The organism is Kosakonia sp. S42, from assembly GCF_016624785.1.
In the GTDB taxonomy this organism is placed as follows: domain Bacteria; phylum Pseudomonadota; class Gammaproteobacteria; order Enterobacterales; family Enterobacteriaceae; genus Kosakonia; species Kosakonia cowanii.
Genome location: NZ_JACVTW010000036.1, coordinates 1 through 24,316 on the forward strand (window position 1 = coordinate 1; position 24,316 = coordinate 24,316).

At 47.5% G+C, this 24,316-nt stretch carries 18 protein-coding genes and 1 pseudogene; 8 read left to right on the forward strand and 11 right to left on the reverse strand.

The annotated features are described in order from the left end of the window. Positions 1-256: 256 nt before the first annotated feature. The gene (locus IAE50_RS26820) at positions 257-376 is read right to left on the reverse strand and encodes a hypothetical protein (RefSeq protein WP_375287938.1); all 120 of its coding nucleotides are present in this window, start codon (positions 374-376) and stop codon (positions 257-259) included. Between the two features lie 658 nt (positions 377-1,034). Further along, positions 1,035-1,597, reverse strand: a pseudogene (locus IAE50_RS22630) (recombinase family protein). Positions 1,598-2,012: 415 nt separating this feature from the next. Here IAE50_RS22630 and IAE50_RS22635 point away from each other — a divergent pair. Then, a complete protein-coding gene (locus tag IAE50_RS22635) occupies positions 2,013-2,288 on the forward strand; it encodes a hypothetical protein (protein WP_200581382.1) in 276 nt (91 codons plus the stop codon). Positions 2,289-2,508: 220 nt separating this feature from the next. Here IAE50_RS22635 and IAE50_RS22640 read toward each other — a convergent pair whose 3' ends face one another. Then, entirely contained in the window at positions 2,509-3,360 is an 852-nt protein-coding gene (locus IAE50_RS22640; protein WP_200581383.1) for a hypothetical protein, read from the reverse strand. A gap of 335 nt (positions 3,361-3,695) precedes the next feature. Here IAE50_RS22640 and IAE50_RS22645 point away from each other — a divergent pair, with 335 nt between their 5' ends. From IAE50_RS22645 to IAE50_RS22655, 3 genes are all read left to right on the forward strand, one after another. Beyond that, a complete protein-coding gene (locus IAE50_RS22645; protein ID WP_200581384.1) occupies positions 3,696-4,277 on the forward strand; it encodes a ComF family protein in 582 nt (193 codons plus the stop codon). A gap of 2 nt (positions 4,278-4,279) precedes the next feature. Then, complete coding sequence (locus IAE50_RS22650) at positions 4,280-4,834, forward strand: hypothetical protein (protein ID WP_200581385.1); 555 nt, start codon at positions 4,280-4,282, stop codon at positions 4,832-4,834. Between the two features lie 615 nt (positions 4,835-5,449). Further along, positions 5,450-6,229, forward strand: a complete 780-nt coding sequence (locus IAE50_RS22655) for a TraX family protein (protein WP_200581386.1) — start codon at positions 5,450-5,452, stop codon at positions 6,227-6,229. Positions 6,230-6,517: 288 nt separating this feature from the next. Here the strand turns inward: IAE50_RS22655 and IAE50_RS22660 are convergent, their stop codons facing one another. From IAE50_RS22660 to repA, 4 genes are all read right to left on the reverse strand, one after another. After that, positions 6,518-6,697, reverse strand: coding sequence for a hypothetical protein (locus tag IAE50_RS22660; RefSeq protein ID WP_200581387.1), 180 nt, complete (start codon positions 6,695-6,697; stop codon positions 6,518-6,520). Beyond that, a complete protein-coding gene (locus IAE50_RS22665; protein WP_200581388.1) occupies positions 6,694-7,386 on the reverse strand; it encodes a hypothetical protein in 693 nt (230 codons plus the stop codon). Before IAE50_RS22665 ends, IAE50_RS22660 begins: the two co-directional genes overlap by 4 nt. A 397-nt stretch (positions 7,387-7,783) precedes the next feature. Further along, on the reverse strand, positions 7,784-8,050 hold the full coding sequence (locus IAE50_RS22670; protein WP_234467298.1) for a hypothetical protein: 267 nt from the start codon (positions 8,048-8,050) through the stop codon (positions 7,784-7,786). Positions 8,051-8,938: 888 nt separating this feature from the next. Next, positions 8,939-9,847, reverse strand: coding sequence for a plasmid replication initiator RepA (repA, locus tag IAE50_RS22675; protein WP_200581389.1), 909 nt, complete (start codon positions 9,845-9,847; stop codon positions 8,939-8,941). Positions 9,848-11,280: 1,433 nt separating this feature from the next. On the opposite strand from repA, the gene IAE50_RS22680 reads away from it, so the two are divergent. After that, positions 11,281-15,228 carry an NACHT domain-containing NTPase gene (locus IAE50_RS22680; protein WP_200581390.1) on the forward strand — a complete coding sequence of 1,316 codons (3,948 nt, stop codon included), beginning with the start codon at positions 11,281-11,283 and terminating at the stop codon, positions 15,226-15,228. Between the two features lie 184 nt (positions 15,229-15,412). Beyond that, positions 15,413-16,411 carry a tyrosine-type recombinase/integrase gene (locus IAE50_RS22685; protein ID WP_200581391.1) on the forward strand — a complete coding sequence of 333 codons (999 nt, stop codon included), beginning with the start codon at positions 15,413-15,415 and terminating at the stop codon, positions 16,409-16,411. Positions 16,412-16,501: 90 nt separating this feature from the next. Here the strand turns inward: IAE50_RS22685 and IAE50_RS22690 are convergent, their stop codons facing one another. From IAE50_RS22690 to IAE50_RS22700, 3 genes are all read right to left on the reverse strand, one after another. Next, positions 16,502-16,972, reverse strand: coding sequence for an RES family NAD+ phosphorylase (locus IAE50_RS22690; protein ID WP_200134424.1), 471 nt, complete (start codon positions 16,970-16,972; stop codon positions 16,502-16,504). Then, the gene (locus IAE50_RS22695; protein WP_094420625.1) at positions 16,969-17,412 is read right to left on the reverse strand and encodes an antitoxin Xre/MbcA/ParS toxin-binding domain-containing protein; all 444 of its coding nucleotides are present in this window, start codon (positions 17,410-17,412) and stop codon (positions 16,969-16,971) included. Before IAE50_RS22695 ends, IAE50_RS22690 begins: the two co-directional genes overlap by 4 nt. A gap of 721 nt (positions 17,413-18,133) precedes the next feature. After that, positions 18,134-19,912, reverse strand: a complete 1,779-nt coding sequence (locus IAE50_RS22700; protein ID WP_200581399.1) for a sensor domain-containing phosphodiesterase — start codon at positions 19,910-19,912, stop codon at positions 18,134-18,136. A gap of 1,150 nt (positions 19,913-21,062) precedes the next feature. On the opposite strand from IAE50_RS22700, the gene IAE50_RS22705 reads away from it, so the two are divergent. Then, a complete protein-coding gene (locus tag IAE50_RS22705; RefSeq protein ID WP_200134422.1) occupies positions 21,063-21,353 on the forward strand; it encodes a hypothetical protein in 291 nt (96 codons plus the stop codon). A 57-nt stretch (positions 21,354-21,410) separates the two neighbouring features. Here the strand turns inward: IAE50_RS22705 and IAE50_RS22710 are convergent, their stop codons facing one another. Further along, positions 21,411-21,653, reverse strand: coding sequence for a biofilm development regulator YmgB/AriR family protein (locus IAE50_RS22710; RefSeq protein ID WP_094420628.1), 243 nt, complete (start codon positions 21,651-21,653; stop codon positions 21,411-21,413). Positions 21,654-22,596: 943 nt separating this feature from the next. Between IAE50_RS22710 and IAE50_RS22715 the strand changes: the two genes are divergently transcribed. Next, complete coding sequence (locus IAE50_RS22715) at positions 22,597-24,171, forward strand: sensor domain-containing diguanylate cyclase (protein WP_200581400.1); 1,575 nt, start codon at positions 22,597-22,599, stop codon at positions 24,169-24,171. Positions 24,172-24,316 lie beyond the last annotated feature (145 nt).

Here is a 24,316-nt window from a genome sequence, read left to right on the forward strand (position 1 = left end):
AAAATTGCGCCGATTGCGAGTCGGGGGGATTTCGATTGCGAGCCACTACAGATAGCGACACGGTCTTTTTTTAATGGGATTTTACGCAGCTCTTTTATGCCGCGACGTGTCCAAACAACGTCGGCCATCTTTGACCCCTTAATTATTAAAGAACGGGTATGCCCCAATGGCATTCTATCAATATAAGTCTTTTAGGCTAATAAATCAATCATATCTTATAATAATATAATTATATTTACAGTGACCGCCAAACAGTTTAACTACCTGATTTAAATGAATTAAACCCCTTTTTTGCTGCACTACACCATAGCAGCATGATATACATGCGGCTGCTGTTTGTCCCTGTGCTGAAATTTGAGGGGATGCCTGACTGCATGCCGTTACGATTCCACAGGCGCGCCCAGGACTTTACACCCAATCCAGAGCCTCAATGATAGCGTCTGTCACGGTCTGGTAAACGTCTGGTCTATAACTTCCATGGTGGGCAGGTTAGCCAAGCATGAATATTGATCGTTGGTTCCTGGTGCCTATTTGTCAACTTATCAGCAATGAACGTCTCATCAAATTTGTGAAGCCCGCGTTCGCTTCCGTCATAAATCCAGCCTAGTGTGAAATAGACAGGGCAACCCAGCCATTCCTCAAGGATAGGACGTGCTTTTAGATGTATAGGCATGCACTGTCCGGCTATCTGTGCGTAACTTGTTATGCCTTCGAATGCCGGTGCCAATAAACTGTTAATATGTCTTATCCGCTTATCATTCATGAGAGGCTTTAGATTCGGTTCGATAGTATCGGGAGGAGTGGAAAGATTAAAACAAGCTGTTCGCGTTAAGGCTTCTAAGAACTCATAGTAATAAATAATTTTGTATATTCGCCGTAATAAAATATTTCGTTTAACAACAACCTTTTCTCTATTACCTTGTTATATACTACGCGAAGATTAGATTCCAGAGGTGATCTGGTTAGCAGTCACTATTGTTCCGGGGTGGTTCTATGGTAGCCGCGTCAGTCTCTGTAACGTCAGGACTATAGGGTTAACTTTTCTCATCTTTATTCTTGATTTTAACCCTAAGGATTGTCTGCCTGCTTGTATCAAACTCTCTGGCAATAGAACTAATAGTGGTACCAGACTCAATAAGCTTCATTACTCTTTTTTTTGCCATTCATTCAAAGCAGAGGGGCGTCCAAAACGCTTACCAGCTGCGCTAGCACGTGATATACCAGAGTGAGTTCGTTCAAGTAATAAATCCCTTTCAAATTCTGCTACTGCTGAAATAATTTGCATGGTCATTTTTCCTGCCGGACTGGTGAGATCGACACCCCCTAGGTCCAGGCAGTGAACCCGAATAGCTGAAGCCGCTAGTTGCTCCACAGTCTTTCGCACATCCATTGCATCGCGTCCCAGGCGATCCAGTTTGGTAACAATCAGAACGTCACCATTTTCCATGCGGTCAAGCAAACGGGAAAATCCGGGGCGTTTGATGGTGGCCACAGAGCCGCTGATTTGCTCCTCAATTATTCGCTGGGGTCTAACGCTGAAACCGGCGGCTTCAATTTCCAGTAGCTGGTTCTCAGTGGTCTGCTCCAGTGTGGACACCCGGCATTAGGCAAAAACTCGTGACATGCTGTAATTTTCCGTACGAAATCGATGTACGAATCTTAGCGCATGTATGAAAGTAAAATCACTAATTTTTGGACAGGTGTGCAGAATGATGTACGAAACCGGTCGGTTTCGTACACAGCTATACCCTACGCCCGCAGTTCGGACAACAGCCAAGAGCGCTTGTCTCAACGTAGGATAATTTCCGAATTCACCCCCTATGTGGGTATTGAGCACCACGACAGTCAGCCGCAGGTGTGGTTTCCGGGAAGTAATGAAATTCTCCCCCCGAAAACACGTAGCCATCAAACTGGGGGGCGGAAGCCTTTTCTGACAGGCAGCAAACGGTTATCAGCTTGCGCATGAATGTGTGCATCTTCTGCTCGGCTCGGTTGTTGACGGCAGTTAACTGGTGATTGAGGAGGGACTGACCACCGCGTTCTCGGAGGACATGATTGAAGAATGGTGTGGTAACACAGACAAACAGGCCTATACACCCACTCAGAAGTATATTGATGCGGCGTCCCGCGCTCGGGAACCGCTGGACCTGACACCGGATACTATTTTGTGGCTTCGTGCGGTACGACCAGCATTTAACAAGATGACCGCGTACACATTCGCCAGCGCCGGACTTAATGTCCATCCGGCCCTGGTTGTAGCACAACTGGCCAAGTTTCCGAAGTATTAAGTGCCCGCCTTGGGCCTGGCAAGCTTGTCATGGGGTCTTAAGTCCTGTGATGTAAAAAACCACGTTAAGGGACTAACAGTCTGAAATACCATAACATTTGAGACTGCATATATTGGAAAAAAAATCGGTTTCAAATATCGTATTTAGGTCATTTTGAGACTGAATCGTATCAAAATTGATTTCTGATACCTCTTAGCGTGGTTTTTCGTGCGGTTGGCCCTCAAACCCCGTCATCGCTACGTGGCTTCCCGGCTGCAGGTTTCTTTTTCCGGACCGGCCATGCGCCGGAAAAACCTTTCTTACTTAACCGTGTCCGGTGCACTTTAACTGCTGCAACACTGGCAGGTTCAGGTAGATCAAGCGAGACCGTTGCCAGCGTCGCCAGAACGGAGTCGCTCAGCCTGAAACCTTCCGGCAGCCCCCATTGACAAGTTCTGGCCGTTTCAATACGGCTGAAGAGATCCCGTAGATAATCCGGGACAAGCTGTCCTTTTCCGTAAACCAGTGCCTTGTTGCTGTCATCCACAAAGCCAGTTTCCACAGACTCCCTGCCGAGAGCCCGCAGAATATCCTGCAGGGATGGCCAGTATTTAAGCTCATATGTCCACAGTGAAAGGAGCGGTTCACGCACACGGGAAAGGTAATGACCATTTCCTGCAGCTGCATTATCGATAAGATCCACGATGTGAACTGTGTTATTCAGCGTAAAATTGTTGTGATTCAGGATGTGCTCACGCGCATCCAGTTTTGCCGCGAGTTGTGTGGCAATTTCTACGATGTTATTGCTGAGTTGGGCCAGCTGGCGATAGTCAGCCTTGAGCCGCTGGACGGCTTCATCCGTTCCGTACTGACCGGCAAACACGATCTGTTCAAGCAGCGTATGACACTGCTGCCAGCTGAGACCGTACCGGGCGATTTCTTTCCAGACGGGTCGCATCTCAGTTTCACGGGTGATCAACCGCTCTATCATTGGCCATGCGCGTTTTCTCTGTGGGGGAGTCAAAAGACTCTCCTTAAGGTCTTTCAGGGTATCAAGAACATCTGCCGGCGTGGCAGTGCGTAAGTAATGCATCGAAGTACTCCTCTGGTTGTCATTCCGCTCAGTATCAGCCTTTCGTCAGGGTTTGTCGGTAACACACAAGCAATATAAAAAACGGCTCTGTGTTACCTGTTTTCTCACTGCTAATTAATGGTGGTGGTCAGCGCGGATGTTGAAAAAAGCCGGCAGTAAGCTTTTTGATTTGTCATACAGAACTTGAGGCCAACGAGTACTACCGGTGTTTAGGATTCGGTAAACATCCTGAAGTCCGTGCCAGCATTTCTGCGCCTTCAGCAAAACAGCTCTTTAAGAATGTCCTGGACGAGGGTATGTTCATACATATCTTGTAACAACTGAGGGAAAGCACGATGGAAATAAATATTAAAGACATTGTGGGCAACTGGGATCGCGGTGTGGTACTGGACAAGCACAGCAAGTACAGCGTAGTGACAGGGCAGAATCAGTGGGGTCACAATGTTTACGAGACTACACGAACAGAAGTGGGCGAGGCTCTTTATCAGCTTAAGTACCAGTCTGACTGGAACCAGGTTGGGCCACTTGCCCGGTGCCTTTATGACAACGCTTATCCACTGTTTGACCGCGTGGGATTCATTATTCCTGTGGCCGCTTCTAACGTCCGGGCACGACAGCCTGTTACGGAGGTTGCTCGGGCACTGGCGCAACTGGCCGGTGTTCCCTGTTTCGACGGCCTTCTTTTAAAAGCGCCTGGTTGCGTTTCACTTAAGAATCTGAACACAAAACAGGAAAAAGTTGAAGCCATTGGTAACAGCTTTTCCGTAAGCCCTGTTATTACCAATGAGGGACGATGGAACGTGTTAGTCATAGATGACCTGTACCATACGGGAGCATCAATGGAGGCTGCTTGTGCGGCATTACGAGGTTATAATAAAATAAATAATATTTACGTTGCGGCTCTTACCTGGAGATAACCATGACGACGATTTTCGTTGCTGGCTCTATAACTATCAAAAAACTTGATCCGCTCATCATTGAGCGGTTGAAGAAGATAGTAGACAAAAAATATCGAGTGGTTGTTGGGGACGCTAACGGCGTAGATACATCGGTTCAGCGGGCGCTCATGGCATTGAAATGTGAGACTACCACGGTTTTCAGCAGTTCGCCCAAACCGCGAAACAACTTAGGATCGTGGCCTGTAAATGTAGTTAAAACAGATTATCAACACGGAACACGAGAATTTTACACAGCTAAAGATCTCCAGATGGCAGAAAAGGCTGACTGCGGTTTGATGGTGTGGGATTGCAAAAGCCCTGGTACGCTTAATAACGTAGTAGAGTTGCTTCTGCGAAATAAATACTCGGTTGTATTCGTCAACGAAAAACGGGATTTTGTGAAAGTTAAAACTCCTGGCGACATTGATAAGCTAATAAAAATGATGAAAACGGCCGATCTTGAAAAGGCAGAAGATAAAATTAGTTTAAGCGACAAGCTGGCGCGTTTGAAAAACAATCAGATGGCATTGCTGTAATCAATCAATGTCCATTTACACTAAACCGCCTGTGGGCGGTTTTTTTATGCCCTTCAACCAGCTGTCTGGAAAAATTCCATAATATCAAATCGCGCCCACGGGCCTGACTGAAACGACGCTTAGCTGGCACTCTGTAGCTATGTGTTTTGGTAATTTACATAACCAGAACAGTGTACTCATTTTACCTGTAAACGACACGCAGGTGTGATTTTTTGGAAGTTAGTACAATGCACGTGAACTTATTAACCCCGCTAGGATAATAATTATCTACAGTCGGCAACTTATTTTTGTTAAGAATATTATCTGACCTGTCGCAACTCCCTGTATATGTAGTAATTAATAATAAAGTTTTTAAGTTAAATGCCGAAAACAGTTATTATTAATTTTCTATACAGTGCATTATGAATAGTTTCTGGTTACTGAGAGCGGCAGTTGATAACAAAGATAAAATGAAGGCCATGTTAATACTGCGGGATAAGCCAGAATCCGTTGCCCGTAAAATACTGGAGAAATCCGGCGCGGCTGTTCCGCCTTATAAAGGCAGAGCATTCTGGCAGTGGGCACAGGATTATATTATCCGTGCCTGCCGGCCTGATTCATCACGGGATAAATATCATGCACACACTGAGTGCGAAAATACAGGCATTACCGGAACAGGTCAGGGCCGGACTGAATTTAAGCCCCGCAGCGGCGGACTGGCTGAAAATTATCGCCCTGCTGGCCATGCTGGTCGATCACACGAACACACTGCTGCTGCCACACATGCAACCGGAGCTGTATGCGCTGGGACGGATGGCCTTTCCCCTGTTTGTGCTCATCTGGGCGCGCAACGTGCTTCACAATCCGCACCGGCTCCAGAGGCGGGCCAACAGGATGTGGTTGTGGGCAATCGTCACGCAGCCGGTCTTTTCCTTCGCCTTTGCCGGACACGATCCGTGGTATGCCCTCAACATTCTGTTCGTGTTCGCCGGCGCGACGCAGCTGCTGGCGTGGAATCACCGCTTCCGGATGTGCGGTCTGGCTGCCGGTCTGGTTTTGCTCAGCCTGATGGTATGGCCGCTGTCTTTCGCCAGTTACGGCCTGTCCGGGCTGGTTCTGGCTCTCTCGCTGGCAACGTTCCTGCATTCACCACCGGGACGCCTGTCCGGAGCAGCTGCCCTGATGGCGCTCGTCGCGCTCCTAGTGATCAACAGTCAGCATGTCACGCAGGCTCCGGCAGTGGTGTTGATGCTGTCCATCCTGCCCACGTGTCTTCTGCCGGCCGCCGCTGTCGGTCTGGTTTGTGCACTGACAGACGGCCGCGAACGGCGATTCATGCCGGCGATGTTCTTCTACATGGCTTATGCCGGTCATCTCTTTATTCTTGGGCTGATAACCCGGCTATGCTTGATGTAGACGCGGAACTGAATGTCCGGAAGAAGCATTATCACCGGAACGACAGACATATTTAAAAGCGGGAGTTAGCCAGGATGACAACCTATAAAATAACGTATGAGCACAGCAGCAACGGGGAAACGCGGACAGAAGACACTCTGCTGGAATGCGATCATGAGCCTACCAGCGAAGAACTGGAGCATGCTGTCAGCTGGGACACGCTCAGGTTTCATCGACAGGGGCTGGCCAGCTGGGTGATTATCTCGGTAGTGCCCCTGGGGTAAAGCGGTACTTAGCAACGCTTCATCGTTAAGTAAGCCGGGCAGCCAGCAGAATGAGCAGCAGGGTGAAAATGACAGTCGAACCCCATGCGTACTCAGGCCAGTACCTTCCGCCCAGCGCGGCAAAAGAAACGATGAGTACGGCGCAGATGACGATACTGGCCAGTAGCCTGAGTTGCAGGCGCAGCCATTTTTTTATGTAATTCATCTCAGTATCCGCATGATGGCAGCAGCAATTTCTTCATCAGAAGAAAGTATCCGGCTCAGGGGCGGATTTCTGCTGATAACAGGTTCTATAAGAAAATACAGCATTTCCAGTTTTTCTGCATAAAGCGCCTGCCAGTAAATACCATCATGTTGTTTTAATCTTGCAGACGCATCAGCGGCCTTCTGAACATAGGCATACCAGCCTGTCAGTGTCAGGGAAATGATACTGACTTTAAATAACATACTGTTAAGCGTAACTTTCATACCGAACGAATAACAGGCTGCAGTTGTGATCGCGCTTGCCAGTGCCTGATTAGTGAATGAGCCTGTGACAAGTTTGCTGCCCTGTCTGAATAACGTCCTTTCTATGCGCCTCAGATGTTCAGGGGTCAGGTTCTGCAGTAACAGATCGACGTAGATGCGGATCATCCGCTCAATAACGTTCCACTTATTAATCAGGCCAAAGAGATTTTCTGCGAACCGTATGTCTTCTGCTTTCTGCCTGGCGCAGACATCCTGATAATTTTGCGTGAAGCAGCTGGCGTAGAAGGCAATCCTTGTCGCACCTGTCTGAAAGTTATCAACCTGCTTTAACATCTCACCTTTAACACCTGTGAGCGCATGATCGAGGGCTATGGCCAGAAACTTTTCTGCCCGCATTTGTTCGGCCAGGGCTGAATTGGTGTACATGTTACCTTCCCTGATAACTGGCGCGGCATATTTTACGGATGCTCAGACACAGCACAGTCACCGTTACCGGGAAGTGAAAAAACCGCAGGCTCATCACCATAAAATCTGCATACCTGCTCGAGAACTTTCTCTTTATTGGGGGTTGAAGGCCAACCGAGCTAAAAAACCACGTTAGTGGATTAGCAGTATGAAATATCAAGGCTTCTGAGCCTGCATATCCGGGCCCAAAAAGTGCTTCCAGATATCGCCTTTTGGTCATTTTGACACCAGAGCTTATCAAAATTAATTTAAGAGACTGCTTAGCGTGGTTTTTTACATCACTGGACCCTAAACCCCGCTTACCGTACAAAAAATACTTTATATCAGACGGACCTTATATAAAGCTGTGGACGGGTGCTTAAACATTACCCGGTAGAGCTTTATTTCTCTTTTTTAAAGCCTCGAATTCGTAGTTTTTTGCTGCATCGACAACCTTTGCCAAACCACGCCGTTCGTCACCATCCCTGCCGTCCAGTCCTTTACCCCCGGGGCGTTTAAACTTCACAAATTTATAGACAGATTCTACAAGGATCATTGCCAGCTTAGCTCTCTCATATTCACTGTCATTTTGAGGATCGTTTAATACCTTTTCCAATTCAGATAACAGTTTTTCTGCATTTTGCATTTTCATCTCCTCTTACTATAAATTCATGGACCTACTCGAAAGGTATCAGAGGTAAGGCCTTTAGTAAAACAGGCACGACAGAATGACAGGAGCGCGAACAGTGCGCAGCGCGACCCTGAATGTGCCGCAGGCACATGCCGGCGGAAATCAGCCTGAAGAGGACGCCGTTCCTGCATCCGCCGGAGCGCCCGGCGAAGCCGGCAACGTAATAGCCTGTGTCTATCAACCCCCCCATCCCTGCCAGGCCATAACCCGCTGAAAGCGATACAGAACGTTCTGTGCGCGGCCGGAGTGGTCACGTCGAGGTTTGCCGAAGACGGGGCGTATCTCCGCGTTAGCGTCCTGTCAGGGCGCTTACGAGCGTGTCACTCCTTACTTACCGCGACACTACGTGCAGCAGCTCAGGCCATTAGTTACATCATCCCCTTTAAAAGCGGCACTGTTCCGGGCCTCTGGCCCGGGGCGGCGCGGCTTTTCAGGGGCTGAATGGCCGCATTATGGCCGGGTTCTGGCGCTGACGGGACCCGCCGCGTGCGGTGGGGGGAAGCTCATTTCTGAGCGGCGCAGCCATGAGGCTGCTGCAAGCGAAGGCCTCTTTAAGTTTTCCCCGTTATCCACCGTTTTTATCCAGTGAATAAGGTGCATCTTTTATGAATATAAGTAAGGACGAAGTCCTGAATATATTGCGCGTTTCATGACAGGGGTTGCAGGAAAGGCCTTCATCCTGTTTGCGAAAATCTGTGGGTAAAAGAAAATGATGGCCATAACACGCTCTTTCGCGGCATGACGGCAGCGGGAAAGGCCTGTGTATAGCGTAATATTTAACCGGATATTTATGACGGACGTGCGGAAGCCTCCGCAGCAAAGCGAAGGTTTAAAAAAGGCAGGCTAGTGAGGGGGCGATGTTCCCGGCGGCTCCAGGCTGACCAGCTCCAGCTGATACAGTTGCGACCAGACCAGCTTTTCGAACTGCTGATGCGTCATATGGCCGGTCTGGCCTTTCATGCTGCGCATCAGGTCCTCGGAGACCTGACGCTTGCGCTCGTCAAAGGGCAGCGCCGCGAGTTTTTTGCGTTGCTTGCCCTCGAGGGCGCGCGTTCTGCGCGACAGGATGGTCTGGTGCCGGCAGCGTTCATACCAGCGACGGCGTGCGGCTTTCAGGCTCAGTGTTTCGCCCGGTGCCAGCTGGTCGTCCTGAATGGCGGCCCGGCGTGCTTCCTGTTCGGCCCGGAGTTTGTCCATATCCACACCGGTCAGGCGCCACCCGGCGTCGGTGATGATGATGTGTTTCGGGAAACGGCAGCTATTGACGATATCCCACTCAGACTCTGGTGCCTGGATGACACCGAACGGCACCAGAGCCGTGATGAGGCGTGAAACACGCCAGACGGTGACAGCCTCCTCAGGAATAACGTTGCTCTGTTCATCCTTCGGACTCAGCTCTTCCGCCAGCTTTGTGATGTTGATGGTAACGATACCGGTGGCCAGATCGACCTTATTGATGAAGAGGATGAACAGCGCATCGAGCAGGTTCCGGCGCTCAGGATAAAATGCCCGCTTGCGGCCGGTCTGCGGTCGCAGGAAGGTGAAAAGGGGATCGGCAGAGACCCGGCGGCGCATAACCCATTCCCCGGTCGCTTTGTTCCGGGCAATCAGGTTGCGCAGGGCGCGGCCATGCTCTTTGCTGAGGGCTTTGTAGTGTGCCGGGCGTGCATACTGCGGAGCCGGGCATTTACAGGCCGTGGAATGGGTACCACGGCGGCGACGATCGTCGCGCGGTTTTAAATTGTCATTCACGCCGGCCTTTTCTTATGGCGGCCGAGTGTTGTTTTATGTGGTGCATGCGTTATAATCCTTCACAGGCGCTGCGCCTGCTTTTGGACCCCCTGATATCTGACGATTCCGCCAAGTTTCATACAGATTTCGGGGGGTTTTTGCATTCAGGCTCCGGCAAACCTGCTGGAGCCTACTCTTGGGCGTCTTTCGGACACGCCCTATCCATGAATTCCTTGCGCTTTACGCCCGCTCGCATGTACAGACGAAAAGCATGAATTAATCTTGTCTCCCTTAACCATCTACCCCACCACAAGGCATCAGATTAGGTCAGCACGCTGATTTGAGATAAGGTCATAATTCAGAGTTGTAGCAATGAAAACGCCTCACCACAGGGTTTTCATGTCTGGAAGAGTCTACCCAATTGGCATTGGTTTTTCCAGTTGAAAAGGATCCCGGTACCCTTAATAAGATCGCCAAGTAAGAAAGATGATTATTTGGGTGTAATGAAACGACAGGCACGGGTAGCCGCGTGCTGAGGTAAATGCAGAGCTATTGCGACCGATAAACCTTCCGGAGAATAACGTGGACGATAAAAATGCATACAAAGAGTTGCAGCAAGTCTTCTGATGAAATTCAGGAAATGTTCATCAGAAGACATGTTGGAGAGAGTGTTTGATAGATAAGCTTTCGGGCCATGAACTGGACGCACTGATTGGATCATTGCTGATAAAGTACTTGATCGGTAACCAGCTCGTTACTGTCGAACATAACATAAGGTATAAAGCACTTAGTAACGTCAGTCTTTTACTCGCATCCCGATGTGGTCTGGATACAGGAGAGGATGCGTTGAAAGTTGTTAAAAAAATTGCAGAGCTGATTACTGTATACTTTATCGATACCCCCGTTCTGAGTTTTATAAATAATGAGCTGGTCTACAATTGCAGGCCAGGCATCTTCAATACCCAACCTCCGTCATTGCAGATATCTGCTCTCGGCACTTTTTCGCATCACTTCAGGTGACATTTTAAGCTTGCAATAACAAACATTGTAGTTGCTTAATTGGGATGTCCGATTCTGAGCAAAAGACATGTCTGCGGTACAGACTCACCACAAGAGATCAGTGAGTATTTAATCTACAGGATCCGCTTGCAGTAGCAGGAAGCTCAATAGAGCATCTCATCTATGTGCTTTCTTGGCGGTTCGTATCATACACCTCACTACAAAGCAGCATATTCTATAGTTTCAGTTGCCGATGCCATAGAGGGTGGATGTGCCTTTATTGGGAACTTATGTTCCGGTTTAAGATATTTTAGAATGGGTAATCAAAATCATTGTTAGTATTGTTAAAATAAATGTGTTCAAGATCTCGCGATGGATAATTTTTTCGTAGAGTAAATTAATAATGCTTTATATTTATCAGAAATAAACTTCGTTTTAAAGGAAACCACTCAATAATGAACTCATACGACCTCACGCAGCTTGATTCTAACTCATTTGAGCATATGGTCAACTTTCTGGCCATGAAGACTTTAGGTGCTGGCATTACTGGTTTTGCAGCAGGACCTGATGGGGGTAGAGATGGTTATCTAGTCGGAAAAGCTCCCTATCCAACGGCTGAAGAGTGTTGGGAGGGTATATGGTATATTCAGTCTAAGTTCCATAAACCTAATTTAAGCACTAATGCTCAGAAATGGTTAGTAAAAGAAATATTAAATGAGATTAGAGCATACTCAGAAATCCCACAAAGAAAACTTCCCGACATTTGGATTATCGCAACGAATATAGAGCCTAGTGGCCATCCTCAAACAGGAGCATATGACAAAATCGTATCTCTTGTAAAAAAACATGCCCCGAAAATTAAAGTAGACGTATGGGGTGGACGTAAAATACTCGATTTTTTGATGGAACATCCTATAGTTGCTCAAACATATGGTCATTTTTTGACCCCTGGTCATATAATAAGTAAGCTGTATACACAGTTAGAAAATGAAAACAGCAAGCAAAAATCATTAATTGATCATTTCATGGTTAGTCAGTTTAAGGATTTATGTTACACAAAACTAGAGCAGGCAGGTTCAAATAATGATCATAAACCGAAAATACATGAGCTTTTTCGCGATCTTCCTGTAGTCTCAAATGAATATGAGTGCGAGCACTTTATTTTAAATTCATTAGTATCTTCCTCATGTAATGTTCAAAAAATATCAACATGGCTCAACTTTGGAGAAGAATGGAAGTCATGGGCAAAGAATCCAAAGCGTACTCGAGCCATACTTCTTAAGGGGGGGCCTGGTCAAGGAAAATCTACTGTTGGCCAGTATTTTTCTCAAATCCAGAGAGCTGCATATATCTTATCGGAAGTAAAACCAACTGTAACACCGAACATAAGAGATATGGCTAATGAACTTAAAAAGCATGCAGTGCTTGATGGGTTTTGGCCGTTAATACCTAGAATTCCTATTTTTATAGAATTGAAAGAATATGCTAATTGGTATAACAACAGAGATGAATTCTCACCACGCAACTTAATTGAGTACATCTGCGACAAAGTTAATCTAAAAATATCGTTTGTCATTGATTCACATGATCTCAGAGCAGCATTGAGTCAATCTTCATGGTTTATCAATTTTGATGGTTTAGATGAAGTTCCGAATGACCTTAAAGACGATATAGCTAATGAAGTGATTTCATTTTCGAACGAATTTTTACCAAGCTTAGATACTGATGCTTTAATCCTTTGTACAACTCGTCCACAAGGCTATTCTGGTCAATTCGATGAGCTAGATGCTTCTATTTGCCATTTAATACCACTTCCTGAAAAGATTGCTTTATCGTGCGCAGAACCGATTGTTAGATTTGGTCGTAGTGAAGAGGATGGTGATTACTCCCTACAAATTCTGGAAACAGCTATGATGTCTCCTCAAGTCAAAGAAATCATGACTACGCCGCTGCAATCTCATATTATGGCAGTTGTTGTTCGTGATGGTGGAAAACCCCCCGAGAAAAGATGGGAGTTATTTAATAACTTTTATTCAGTAATGAAAAAGAGGGAGGTATTAAAAAACTTTGCTGATGCAAATATTGCCTCTTTGTTACAGGAAAAGGATCTGCTTTTAAAGGCTATTCACGATAGATTGGGCATTTGTTTGCACGTCAGAGCTGAAGATAGCCAGGGAGCTGAGGCTTCACTTCCAAAAGATGAGTTTAGAGAATTAGCAACATCTACAACAGCGATTCTTGAGGATGGCAACATCGAAGATACTGTTAATACACTCATGGAGGCAACAATTGAAAGATTAGTGTTTGTTAGTACACCAGACAGCACTGATTACGTACGCTTTGATATTCGACAACTACAAGAGTTCTTTGCTGCAGAATTTATTCATAGCGATGTTTCTGATGAAATACTTGTTGAAAGACTGGCAGTTATTATTGGAGATGCACACTGGCGGGAGGTCGTTCACTTTATTTTAAGTGCGCTGATACATTATAAAAAGAGAACAGCGCTTATGCTAGTTGCAAGTATGCTTCAGCATCTAGATACAGATGGCGAGAATCATAAAATAAATTATTTTAAAAGAATGAGCTCAGTTGGGGCTTTGTTAGTACTCCGTCTGGTTGAAGAAGGTATGCTTGAACAGGACAAGAGAATCAGGTCTTTATTTAGTGGTTGCTTGTTGCCGCTTTGGAGTAATACTGAAGAAGGCTTAATCAGAAGAATAAGTCGTTTAAAAATGATTCAATCAAGAAATTGGATGTTAAATAATATGATTGATGCATTCTTAGCTATGGATAATTCTGAAACGGTTACTTGCCCTTTAATTTTTGCTTCTACGATTGATGGTTCACATGAAAGATTTGAGGAAGTATATAATAAATTGCTTTTAGCTCCAGACGATTGCTTGATCATTTCATTTTCATTGGTTGATATAGAATTTCATCATACTTTTGGTGATTCTATTAAGTCTTGGTTTATTAAATTCGCCATCGATAAATATTTCTCTTGTGCAACATCCAACAAATTGTTATCAGCGATTTGTATCTTCCTTTCCCGTCATTCTAATCTGAGTGAAAAACCATTCGATGGTTTAGATTTAGACAATAATCAAGCTGGTTTTTTACGTGAATTTTTCGTAAAACTTCCCAAGTTAAACCACAGAGATACAGATGACTCGATGAATTATGGTTTTGTTTCTTTAGTTCCATATGATTTGGATTGGTCGAATAGCAGTTCATTACCTATTTCTTCTGCCAATTTTAATGATAAACTATACTCTTTCCCCGTGGAGTTTTTCAAATCTCTGGATACCTACTACAATCAAAAAAATGCTGAAAGTTTTAGACAAATACTAGAAATTATAAAAGAACATAAATATGATTTTTCTAGTATACCTTCCTCATTAATGGCATTTATCCCTTTTACTTTTGATGATGCGTTCCTTAAGCATCAAACTAATAAATTAATTTCTTCAAGTGAAAAAGCTATAGATTTGTATCTTGAAACCAAGCAATTTCAAGGAAACTTGACAATGCCAGATTCAAAATATGCTCTATTCAATAATGAGTCTTTTTCATCAGATAAGTGGAGTAAATTATGTTCAAAATTCCCTGATTTAGCATTAAATGCTATTACATCTTCTTTTTTAGAAAGAATATTTACACGTGATGTTTTTGAAAGGCATAAAGAAAAAATATATTACCCGATTTTAGAAATTGGTTTGAGGTTTCCGCATGTATTCGCAGCATATTATTTTCTTTGGGGAGGTGTTTTTGAAACATTCCCAGAAAAAGCAGCCGAATTGAAATCACTAATGATTGAGAATGTTGAGGTTGTTAGATATAAATCTACATATAACGTTAAAGTTATGTCTATATCTAAACTTAATCTTCCAGAAGATAAACTGCTTATTACTCATCTTGCTAGTTCATTGGCAACTTCGAAAAATAAATTAGAAAAATGTAAGAAAGACTATCCTTCTCAGTTCTCACAGGGCATTCTGAACGCTTTTGGGCTTTCGTTTGAATTACTCCATGATATCGCACATAATGAAGACGAAGGTGATTTATTAAGATCATCGTGCTTAAGCCTTTTGGTCTACCATCAATTAGAGGACAAAACAAAAGCAATAGATAATTTCTTTTCCTATAATCTTGACAAATTGTGTATAAAACTTTTCTCTGACCAATCCGCAAAATTATTATCTAATTCTGTTTTCAATCTATTACATGATGCTGTGTTTATTGATGAGAAACTCCAAGATTTTGTTGGTAAATATTCAATGATATCAAGATTCAATTTTTCTAGCCGTGCCTCAATGCAATTAATAGTATCTAAGTGGCGTGAAAGGTCTGCATCTGTTGCCCAAAAAAGCGGTAAATTGGAACAATGGCTTAAAGAATAGCGTTCTAAAGTTCAACCATTATGATGGTTGAACTTTAAATATCTACTTATTAAAATGTACCTTTGAAAAAGTAGAGATGTACTGATACTCTTGGGCAGACCATCCGGCACCAGATTTCACGCAGCGCACCTGTGGCTTTTCGCCGGCGGTTGCCGGTTTTTAACTAACGGGGTTAAGGGGCACGATGCCAGGCTTACCTGACGAAGACGACTTTCTACCTTTCTCTGCTCCGGTGCGTCCCGGCGCGGAAGCAGACCTGTTGCCGGTCCTGTCGGGTGACACTGTCACCCCCGTCAATCCGGCCAGGGCCTACCTTATTTCCCTGAATTCGCCCCGCAGCCGGCAGACCATGGCTTCGTTTCTTAACACCGTGGCCCGGATTCTCGGTGCCCGGGACCTGACCGACTGCAGCTGGGCGGCGCTGCGCCGGCACCATGTGCTCGCCCTCACCGAAATGCTGCGGGATACGGGGCTGGCGGTGACCACCATCAACACCTATCTCTCTGCCCTGCGCGGGGTGGCTCTCGAGGCCTGGATGCTGAAGCTGATGAGCGTCGAGGATTACCAGCACATCCGTGCCGTGCGTTCAGTGCGTGGCAGCGCGCTGCCGCGGGGGCGCGCCCTGAGCCGGAAGGAAATCCGTCAGTTGTTTGGTGCCTGTGAGGCTGACCGCAGCAGCAAAGGCGTGCGCGATGCGGCCCTGCTGGGCGTCATTCTCGGCTGTGGCTTACGCCGCTCTGAAGCCGTGGCCCTGAGTTACGGAGATATCCTGTCAGCCGACCGCGCCCTGAAAGTCCTCGGCAAGGGGAACAAGGAAAGGCTGGCATATGTCCCGGCCGGTGCCTGGCAGCGCCTGGAGCTGTGGGTGGACCAGGTCCGGGGTGAAGCACCCGGGCCGCTGTTCACCCGTATCCGCCGGCACGACTGCCTCACGGACGAGCGGCTGACCGACCAAGCGGTGTACCACATCCTGCAGGTGCGCCAGCGTGAGGCTGGCCTGGACAGATGTGCTCCACACGATCTCAGGAGGACCTTCGCCACCGCACTGCTGGATAATGGTGAAGACCTGATTACCGTCAAGGATGCCATGGGGCATGCCAGTGTCACCACCACCCAGAAATATGACCGGCGCGGGGATGAAAAATTGCGTAAGGCGAGGGAGCGACTGGATTTTGGGAGCTGAACTGTCCATGTCGCGCTCAGGAGAAATGCTATGCGATCCCTGAATCTGCTGGCCTGACGTTTTGAAGGCGCATCAGTCCGCCTGTACCTGTTAAGGCCGCGCGCGTTTCAACCGACTGTCAAATCTGAAGGGAATTTCTTCAGCATGCTTTATTACGCTGGAAAATTCCGGGTGCTCGGGATTCAGCAGATAGTTAAATTCAACGGGGGATAATGCACTGGGAACACGCAGCGCTATTGAGGAACCCGTAAAGCACCATGCATCTCCATATGCTGCCAGCTCTGATGGCGCTTCTTCATCAGCCCAGTTACCCGGCAGTTCGCCCATGTCTGCTTTCTGGATCTGCTCGTCAGGTACATCAATCCGCAGTAACGTAAAATAATCCATGATGTGTGACGCATGCAGATGTACCAGCGTTTCCAGCATGGTGAGCGATGCCACGTCTGATACATAAACCATCGATGTACCGACACTGTTCCACCGGCCTCCGGCTTCTTTTGCTCCGTATCCCGTCCAGGCTGTAGAAAGATACTTTGTCTTGGTCAGCCGGTAAAGAATCAAGAGTACACCCCATGTTCCAGACGGGTGATCAGCTTCATGACTTCATAAGCCCCGGTTTCGGATGCCATGAGCTCAGCTGGCACTTTCCAGCCCAGGCCACGGTTTGGTTCCTTCAGCCATTTCTGGGCTTCCTCCTTGTCCCCTTCAAACAGGTCAACAGCCCGATCAATGACACGGATGATGCGAACCAGTCGTTCGCTCTGATCTGGACTGAATCGCGCTTTCAGGCCCCGTCCATACGTCGTGGGTGGTATGCCTGACATTTTGCGCAGGTCATTCTGCGTCATCTTTGCCCAGTCAGCGATTACGGTAGCGACCCTGCCATCTAGGCCATCATTAATCTGGCCCACTAATGCAACTCCGTCCGAAGTGTTTAACCCTGCAACCTGCCATAAGCGGGGTGGCCTGGCCTGAATCGTGGAAAAGTTAAATGTTTTCATGAGATGCCTCCATATGGATATTTAATTATATCCATATGGTGAGCTCCGGGCAAATATTAACCGCTGACGCTACAAAAAACATCGTGCCGGACTTCATGTGATTGTACGGGGTCCGTAGCGGCGGTTTTTTCCACCGACAGGTTGCACAGACCGAGCATAAACCTGTGGATAACGGTCCGCCGCCCGCGCCGGCAGTGAAAAAAAGGAATTGGTCAAAAATTAATCAAGCCTGTTTTCCATTTTGCTTGTTACTTCTTTCAATTCGTCTGCGCGCCGGTAAGCTTCCAGTAACTGCATGTTCGTATGTTCCGTATTTTCTGAACTGGCGGATCTCCGGCACAGTTTGTCTTTTGTCATGTTCCACAGTCGCAGATTAAGTTCATAACTCGCCTCTTCCATAATCTTTGTTCTCGGCTGGCTGTGGCTGCGCTGGGTTATGAAGCTACGCCGCGCGCGCCCTTATAGTGCCATGCAAAGGCAACAAGGAATGGCTGGGGTATGTTCCGGCCGGCATCTGTCATTGTGGATGGACCAGATATGCGGCAGAGCGCGCAGTGCACCTGTAAACCCGCATCCGCCGGCACGACTGTCTGACTGAGATGCGCCTGACTGAGCTGGCGGTCACCATATCCTGCCGATCCTTCAGTGTGAGGCCGGACTGGAAAATGTGCCTGTGTATGACGCAACGCAGGTCATCTGAACTGGATTTACTGGCTACACCTCATCTCCGGGACTGCGTGGTTTCGAGCCAGTTTTCCAGCGCTACCGGAGTCAATGGCCGGGAGAAATAGTATCCCTGAGCCTCATCGCATCCGTATTCCCTGAGCAGTTCAAGGGTTTGCTTATCTTCCACGCCTTCGGCAACTACAATAAAGTCCAGTTCTTTCAGCATCCGAATGATACTGCTGGCTATGATGCAGCTGCCGGGATCATTTATCAGTCCGGCGACCAGCGATTTATCAAGTTTGATAATATCGGCAGGCATACGGCGCAGATAACCAATATTGCTGTATCCGGCACCAAAATCATCCAGCAGGATCCTGAATCCCAGTTCCCGCAGCTTGGCCATATTGGTCAGGGCCTCTGTATTCTCGGTAGCGATTTCGTTTTCCAGGCATTCCAGTCCCAGCAGGTGTGCAGGCAGGCCGGCAACCTGCATTTTTTCTGACAGGATTGCGGCAAATCCTTTGCGGGAAAGGTCGCTGACGCTGACGTTAACCGATACAGGGAGTCGCGGTAGTCTGGCAGACCAGACTGTCAGCTGGTGCACGGCTTTGTCCACCACCCAGTCGGTCAGGCGGTGCATCAGGCCCGAGAAATGTGCAACAGGCAGGAACTCCGCCGGAGAAAGTTCGCCTCTTTCTGGATGATGCCAGCGGATCAGCGCCTCCAGACTGACTGTCTGACCGGTGGTCAGTGATACTTTGGGCTGATACACCAGATACAACCCGCCGGTGTTGCTCCGCAGCGCGGCATCCAGATCATTCATGAGGATGAAGTCGCTGTTAAGGCGGGCGTCGCTGAGTTCATCAAACTCCTGCGCATCCACGTTCTTGTTGATGGCATCATGCAGTGCACTGACTGCACGCCTCAGGCTCTCCTGAGGTGACAGTGATGCCGGCACAAAACAGACTTCACCGGTGTGGATTGACAGGTTCATGGCCATCCCGTTCCTGGGATGGACACTGAAGTCGTGCAGCATGCTCGCTACATATTTTGCAGAAAAGCGGTCACTGGCTGGTGCAAGAATAGCGTAGCGACCCACGGCAACCGTATAGATTATATCAGCAGGCTGCAGCGACAGTCTCTCCCGAAGTAGTAACCCCGCATCACGCAGCATCGCCTCCACCGGCGCCATACCCAGCGCTCGGGCCAGCTCATAAGCGCGGGGGATATCAATGCAGTCTACTAAAGTAAGTCTTAAGAGGCTGTGAGTATCCTGATGGAGTGTTTCCAGGCGGCGTATCAGCTGCTGACGGTTTGGCAGGCCTGTCGCGGCATCTGTAAAACCCGCCGAATGCCAGACCTCCAGGAACGCCATCACCAGGCGGGCGAGCATTTTCAGCCTGATGTTTTTTCTGCGGGAAAATTGATGAGGTACCGTGTCTGTCACGCACAACGTACCCAGGATGATGTCCTCACGGTTAACCAGGGGCGCACCGGCATAAAACCGGATCCCCGGCGGTGCCACCACCAGAGGGTGTGTTGCGAAACGTGGATCCCGTAGCGTATCCTGGACCACCATGACTTTTCCGCTGTCTATCACATAACGGCAGAAAGCATTTTCGCGTGTAGTCTGGCAAAGATCAAAATTGTGTGCAGCCCGGATGAGCTGATGGCTCTCATCAATGAAAGAAATAAAGCTTCCGGAGATCCCCAGTGAGTCGATGGTAAGACGGACAAATTCTTCAAGCACCTCATCCCTGCTTTCATCGGACGTTTTGAGTGCATCCATGGCCCTCTTCCGCTTATCTTCATTACCTCTGAGATTCACAAGCATAAACTGGCTCCGGTGATGCCGCTCACGGGTGACTGAAAGGGAAAAAACCAGACGTTTTAACTGAACCGTAACATAAAGATTCAGCATACGCTTAAAACGGCAAAAAACAGAGTATCTGTTTCTATACAGGCCCTTATCTGCCACGGCCTTATCGCGCTTACCGTATTTCATCAAGGTTCAGCTTTATATCCTGTCGTCGCAAAAAAGGGACCTGCATCCCTGGTGCCCCCATGGGGCTGCATTTAATGACAGGGATTAATACGTCAAACAAAACAGCTTCGGGTGTAAAAAATCCCTCTGAGTGGATACGCCGCATCACAGATGCCGGATAAAATGATTACTTCTCCGGTTATCGGCAATGTTTCATGAATTCATTATATTTAGCTGCAATAGTTTCAATTGATGATTTTTTGCTTCTGGCCGGGTGACTGTCTGCGCAGACGTTATACCAGACTGATTACACTGTGCCTTTCAGAAGCCATTGTGCCTGGCCGGCTGAAAACAGATAAGTTTGTTACGCTGCCCGGCAGCAGGACCGGAAGTGGTAATAAGGAAACTCAGACATAACCCACGATGAAAGTACAATATATTATACATTATACATAGGTGAGAGATAGTCACTGTCTAGTGACAGGGCTCACCCTGATAACCAGGTGCTTAATCACGATATCTTGCCGGGGTCTGAACCGGTACTGAAATGCCCGCATACGGGAGCAGTCCTGCCTGACAGCCTTTGCGCGGGTCTGATGAGTTATTGCTATTTATCGTTGCCTCAATGTTGGCGCTGGTGTGTCATGCTGTGGGATCAAAGAGCACAAATATGACTGTTGTAACTACTTTGTGTTTCTTTACCGCTAATCATCTTTGTCTTTCTGGACAGTGAATGTGCCTTTTTCCTGCATAGATTTTCCTGAAAGGATGTCAGATCAATTTTTGCAACTCAGTATGCTGTTTTGCCGCCCGGTAACCGCGCATGTGAACATTATTCGACACCGACAAAGCATAATGCTCAGGCGAAAGTTGCTGGTCGGCGGGCGGTAAAGTTTTGAATTAACAATCATGCTGAACCATACTTGTGACTCGTGGAATATTCCTGGTTAAATTCATCCTTAAAGAGTACTGGTTTAGTTACGGGCAGGAGACATTAAGCATGGGAAGAGCTGATACAGAAAGGGATTCCGGCAAACTAATCGGACGGGCGGTAATGATTTTAATGGACAGGAAGGAGGACATTACCCTGGCTTCTGTGCTGAAAGTACTGATGGATTTTAAGATGAACGCTTTCAGCACAGAACAAGTGAGCGCCTGTACCCTGGCTATCACCGATGTAAAGTCAGCCATAGCAGTCAGCTCAAGGGAAAAAGCAACCATGAGGGACAAAGAGTTGACCGGGACAGGCACATATCACAGGTACCCGGACATAGCTGCTATCCTCCATTAATCCTGACTAAAAAAAGCCTCCGACTGACGGAGGCAATATCTGGCAGATCAGGAAAACTTACAAATCTTCCAGTGTGATATGAACAATTATCTCGAGCGCATTACGTAAAATGTCGTTCTGCACGACATCGGTTTCCGTTTCGAGGCGACTGATAAGGGCGAGCATCAGGTCTTTATTGGTTATAACATCCTTCTCAGCCTTTAATGAAAGTGTTACTTCATCGATAACACGTTGTTCATCTTCGTGAGCAATGTGAGTGCCGGGCGAGACCAGGGATAATGCGGCAGTAGAGTTAGCCATTATAAACTCGCTAAAAAAGCGTCGTAATCCGCCATAGCGGGCCAGTTGCAAAGTGCAGTTGCAGGTTGTACAACTTTTTTGATTAACTGTACAACTTCAGCAATCTAGCCGGGACACGTCTGTTTTGCAATAAGTTGCAAAGATATATTTTAGATGTGTGCAGTATGATTTTGATGCAGTTTGCTTCTTTTCCGTCTGGTTGTTCACCCTGCATCATGTAGCAGCCTGTCTGCGTCTGTGGTAAAAATTCATCTGGTAGCTTTTACTGTCAAATGGCTCAACTGCAAGACTATACACAAAATCTGAGGTGGTACAAAACAGCCCGAAACCGCCAGGACAGGCGTGCCGTTTTCTGGTTCCGTTTTGCCGACCGCCTGCACGGTCTGCATGGGCGCGTTTTTCGATGCCTGAATTTTTTCAGTGCTGCTTCTTCCCGCCCGGATATGTTGTGCAACATGCTTCTGACCCACTCCTGACGTTTTCGTATCTAACTCTGCTGCTGTGACACTAGCCTCTGAGCATCTCTAGCAGATCATTTACCGGCGCCTCATTACGCACGGCGATTACCACATCCAGGTCAATCGCCCGCCGCCTGCCAAGTATGATAGTAAAACACATGGTATCGTTAATTCCGTCTTGCGTCTGAGGACTCTACCTGTACAGAGAAGAAAAAGCAGAATGAGGATGCTGACCCCGGAACCAGACGCAACAATTTTTTAATTGAAGATTTGTCGTCAGTTAAAAAACATACGGGGCCACTGTCCGACGAAAAGGAATGGCCGCTGTGTAACTCTGGACAGCCTTGCTTGTATTTTAGACAATATTTACCTCGGCCTTTTTTGACCCGAGACAGCTCCTGACAAATCCCCTGCATTGATGGCTATATTCTGTTCACCATACTGGTAAACTGCCGCATCTTTGGATGGCTGATAACTGGATAAACATGTTCAACAGGAAATACCGCCTTCGCACCCTCATGCTGACGCTTTCGGTTGGCGGGATCCTGCTGACTTCTTTGCTGCTTCTGGGATCGCTCACACTTTTTCAGAAAGGTAATATCGAGGCCAGCCTCCTAGAAGGTAATATCGCATATGCCCGGAAACTGGCCGATACGACAGATCGATATCTTGCCACAGCACAACGCGAACTTGCCTACAGCGCCAGCCTTATAACACAGCTAAATGATAAACCCCGGCTGGTTCAGGAAACCGAACGACTGCGGCTGCAGTCAGGTTTTTTCAATTCGGTTGTTATTGTTAACGCTGATGCTGTCATCGCCGCTACCTCACCGGAAAGTCTGGATCTTATAGGCGTCAGGCTCAGCTCTGCTGCAAGCAAACGGGCGATAAAAGAAAAAAACGCATTCATATCGGAACCCTTTGTTTCCGCAGCTGGTAATTACGTCGTATTCCTTTCCCAGCCGTTATTTTCAACTGATGGTGAGTATCTCGGTTACATCGGGGGCACCATTTATCTAAAAAAACAAAGTATGCTCAGTGAAATACTGAGTCAGCATTTTTACGGTAAACAGACCGAAGTGAGTGTGGTAACCAAAGATGGACGCATAATTTTCAGTCAGAAGCAGGCTCTGGTTGGTACACATATCCAGTCTGATCCTGCGTTGCTTGAACGTCTGGCCACCGCCCGAAGCGGGCATTTCGTGGATACCAGCAGCAGGGCGGGACTCATCGGGTTCGCCAGCCTGAACCAGGCCGACTGGCGCGTCCTGATATCCGGCACATCCGACAGTGTCTCGCATATCCTGTACCGGAGCGCTCTTAATGCAGGCTGGTTTACACTCGCCATCATTGCTCTTACTGTGGCCATTGTAACGTATTTCTCAGCACGGCTTTCTGCACCTCTTGAAAAACTTGCTGAGTTCACCCGTACCAGTGACAGTGAAGGCACGCTCCGGCAACTCGCAATGCTTAATCCGGGCTATCAGGAAGCGGAACGGCTGCGGGAGTCTGTCAGCCACCATCTCAAGCTAATAACCCGCCGGGTGAGCGTCCTCAGTGAGGAAGCCATGAAAGATCCTCTTACCGGCCTGTATAACCGCAAAGGTTTCAGTTCACAGGTCAATGGTTATCTTCTCTCAGGTAATCACAGCATCGTCGCCATTGACATCGATTATTTCAAAAGAGTTAATGACCATCACGGTCATACCGGAGGAGATGCGGTACTGGTTGCTCTCAGTAATAAATTACTGAATTTATGTCGGAGCTGCGATATTGTGAGCCGTTCCGGTGGTGAGGAATTCATTATTTTCCTCCCTCATACCGGGCGTGAAGCCGCTGCAGCTACGGCAGAACGGATACGCGCATCTGTTTTTAACGAGATATTCCCCTTTACGGGCCATCTTACCCTTTCTGTCGGTGTTGCAGCGCTTGATGACTGTGGTGACAATCTCAGTCTCGCATTGCACCAGGCTGATCTTGCTCTTTACGAGGCGAAAGGAGCAGGCAGAAATGGGGTGGTGGTCAGTGCTCCGGATGGTATGTCGCGCTATCCGGAATAAAACGAAACCAACGGCGTGCACCACTGACACACCCTACCTGTTTCATGCTGCTTTCTGTAAGGTAACGCCACATTTCACAGGCTCAGAAGGAATGAAGATATGTAAAAGAATCCTGTCACCTTCTGGAACTTTGTCGGGGAAATAA

Coding starts and splice junctions, on each gene's coding strand:
- IAE50_RS26820 (WP_375287938.1), bottom strand. CDS start 376: ATGCAGTCAGGCATCCCCTCAAATTTCAGCACAGGGACAAACAGCAGC.
- IAE50_RS22640 (WP_200581383.1), bottom strand. CDS start 3,360: ATGCATTACTTACGCACTGCCACGCCGGCAGATGTTCTTGATACCCTG.
- IAE50_RS22645 (WP_200581384.1), top strand. CDS start 3,696: ATGGAAATAAATATTAAAGACATTGTGGGCAACTGGGATCGCGGTGTG.
- IAE50_RS22650 (WP_200581385.1), top strand. CDS start 4,280: ATGACGACGATTTTCGTTGCTGGCTCTATAACTATCAAAAAACTTGAT.
- IAE50_RS22655 (WP_200581386.1), top strand. CDS start 5,450: ATGCACACACTGAGTGCGAAAATACAGGCATTACCGGAACAGGTCAGG.
- IAE50_RS22660 (WP_200581387.1), bottom strand. CDS start 6,697: ATGAATTACATAAAAAAATGGCTGCGCCTGCAACTCAGGCTACTGGCC.
- IAE50_RS22665 (WP_200581388.1), bottom strand. CDS start 7,386: ATGTACACCAATTCAGCCCTGGCCGAACAAATGCGGGCAGAAAAGTTT.
- IAE50_RS22670 (WP_234467298.1), bottom strand. CDS start 8,050: ATGCAAAATGCAGAAAAACTGTTATCTGAATTGGAAAAGGTATTAAAC.
- IAE50_RS22680 (WP_200581390.1), top strand. CDS start 11,281: ATGAACTCATACGACCTCACGCAGCTTGATTCTAACTCATTTGAGCAT.
- IAE50_RS22685 (WP_200581391.1), top strand. CDS start 15,413: ATGCCAGGCTTACCTGACGAAGACGACTTTCTACCTTTCTCTGCTCCG.
- IAE50_RS22695 (WP_094420625.1), bottom strand. CDS start 17,412: ATGAAAACATTTAACTTTTCCACGATTCAGGCCAGGCCACCCCGCTTA.
- IAE50_RS22700 (WP_200581399.1), bottom strand. CDS start 19,912: ATGCTTGTGAATCTCAGAGGTAATGAAGATAAGCGGAAGAGGGCCATG.
- IAE50_RS22705 (WP_200134422.1), top strand. CDS start 21,063: ATGGGAAGAGCTGATACAGAAAGGGATTCCGGCAAACTAATCGGACGG.
- IAE50_RS22710 (WP_094420628.1), bottom strand. CDS start 21,653: ATGGCTAACTCTACTGCCGCATTATCCCTGGTCTCGCCCGGCACTCAC.
- IAE50_RS22715 (WP_200581400.1), top strand. CDS start 22,597: ATGTTCAACAGGAAATACCGCCTTCGCACCCTCATGCTGACGCTTTCG.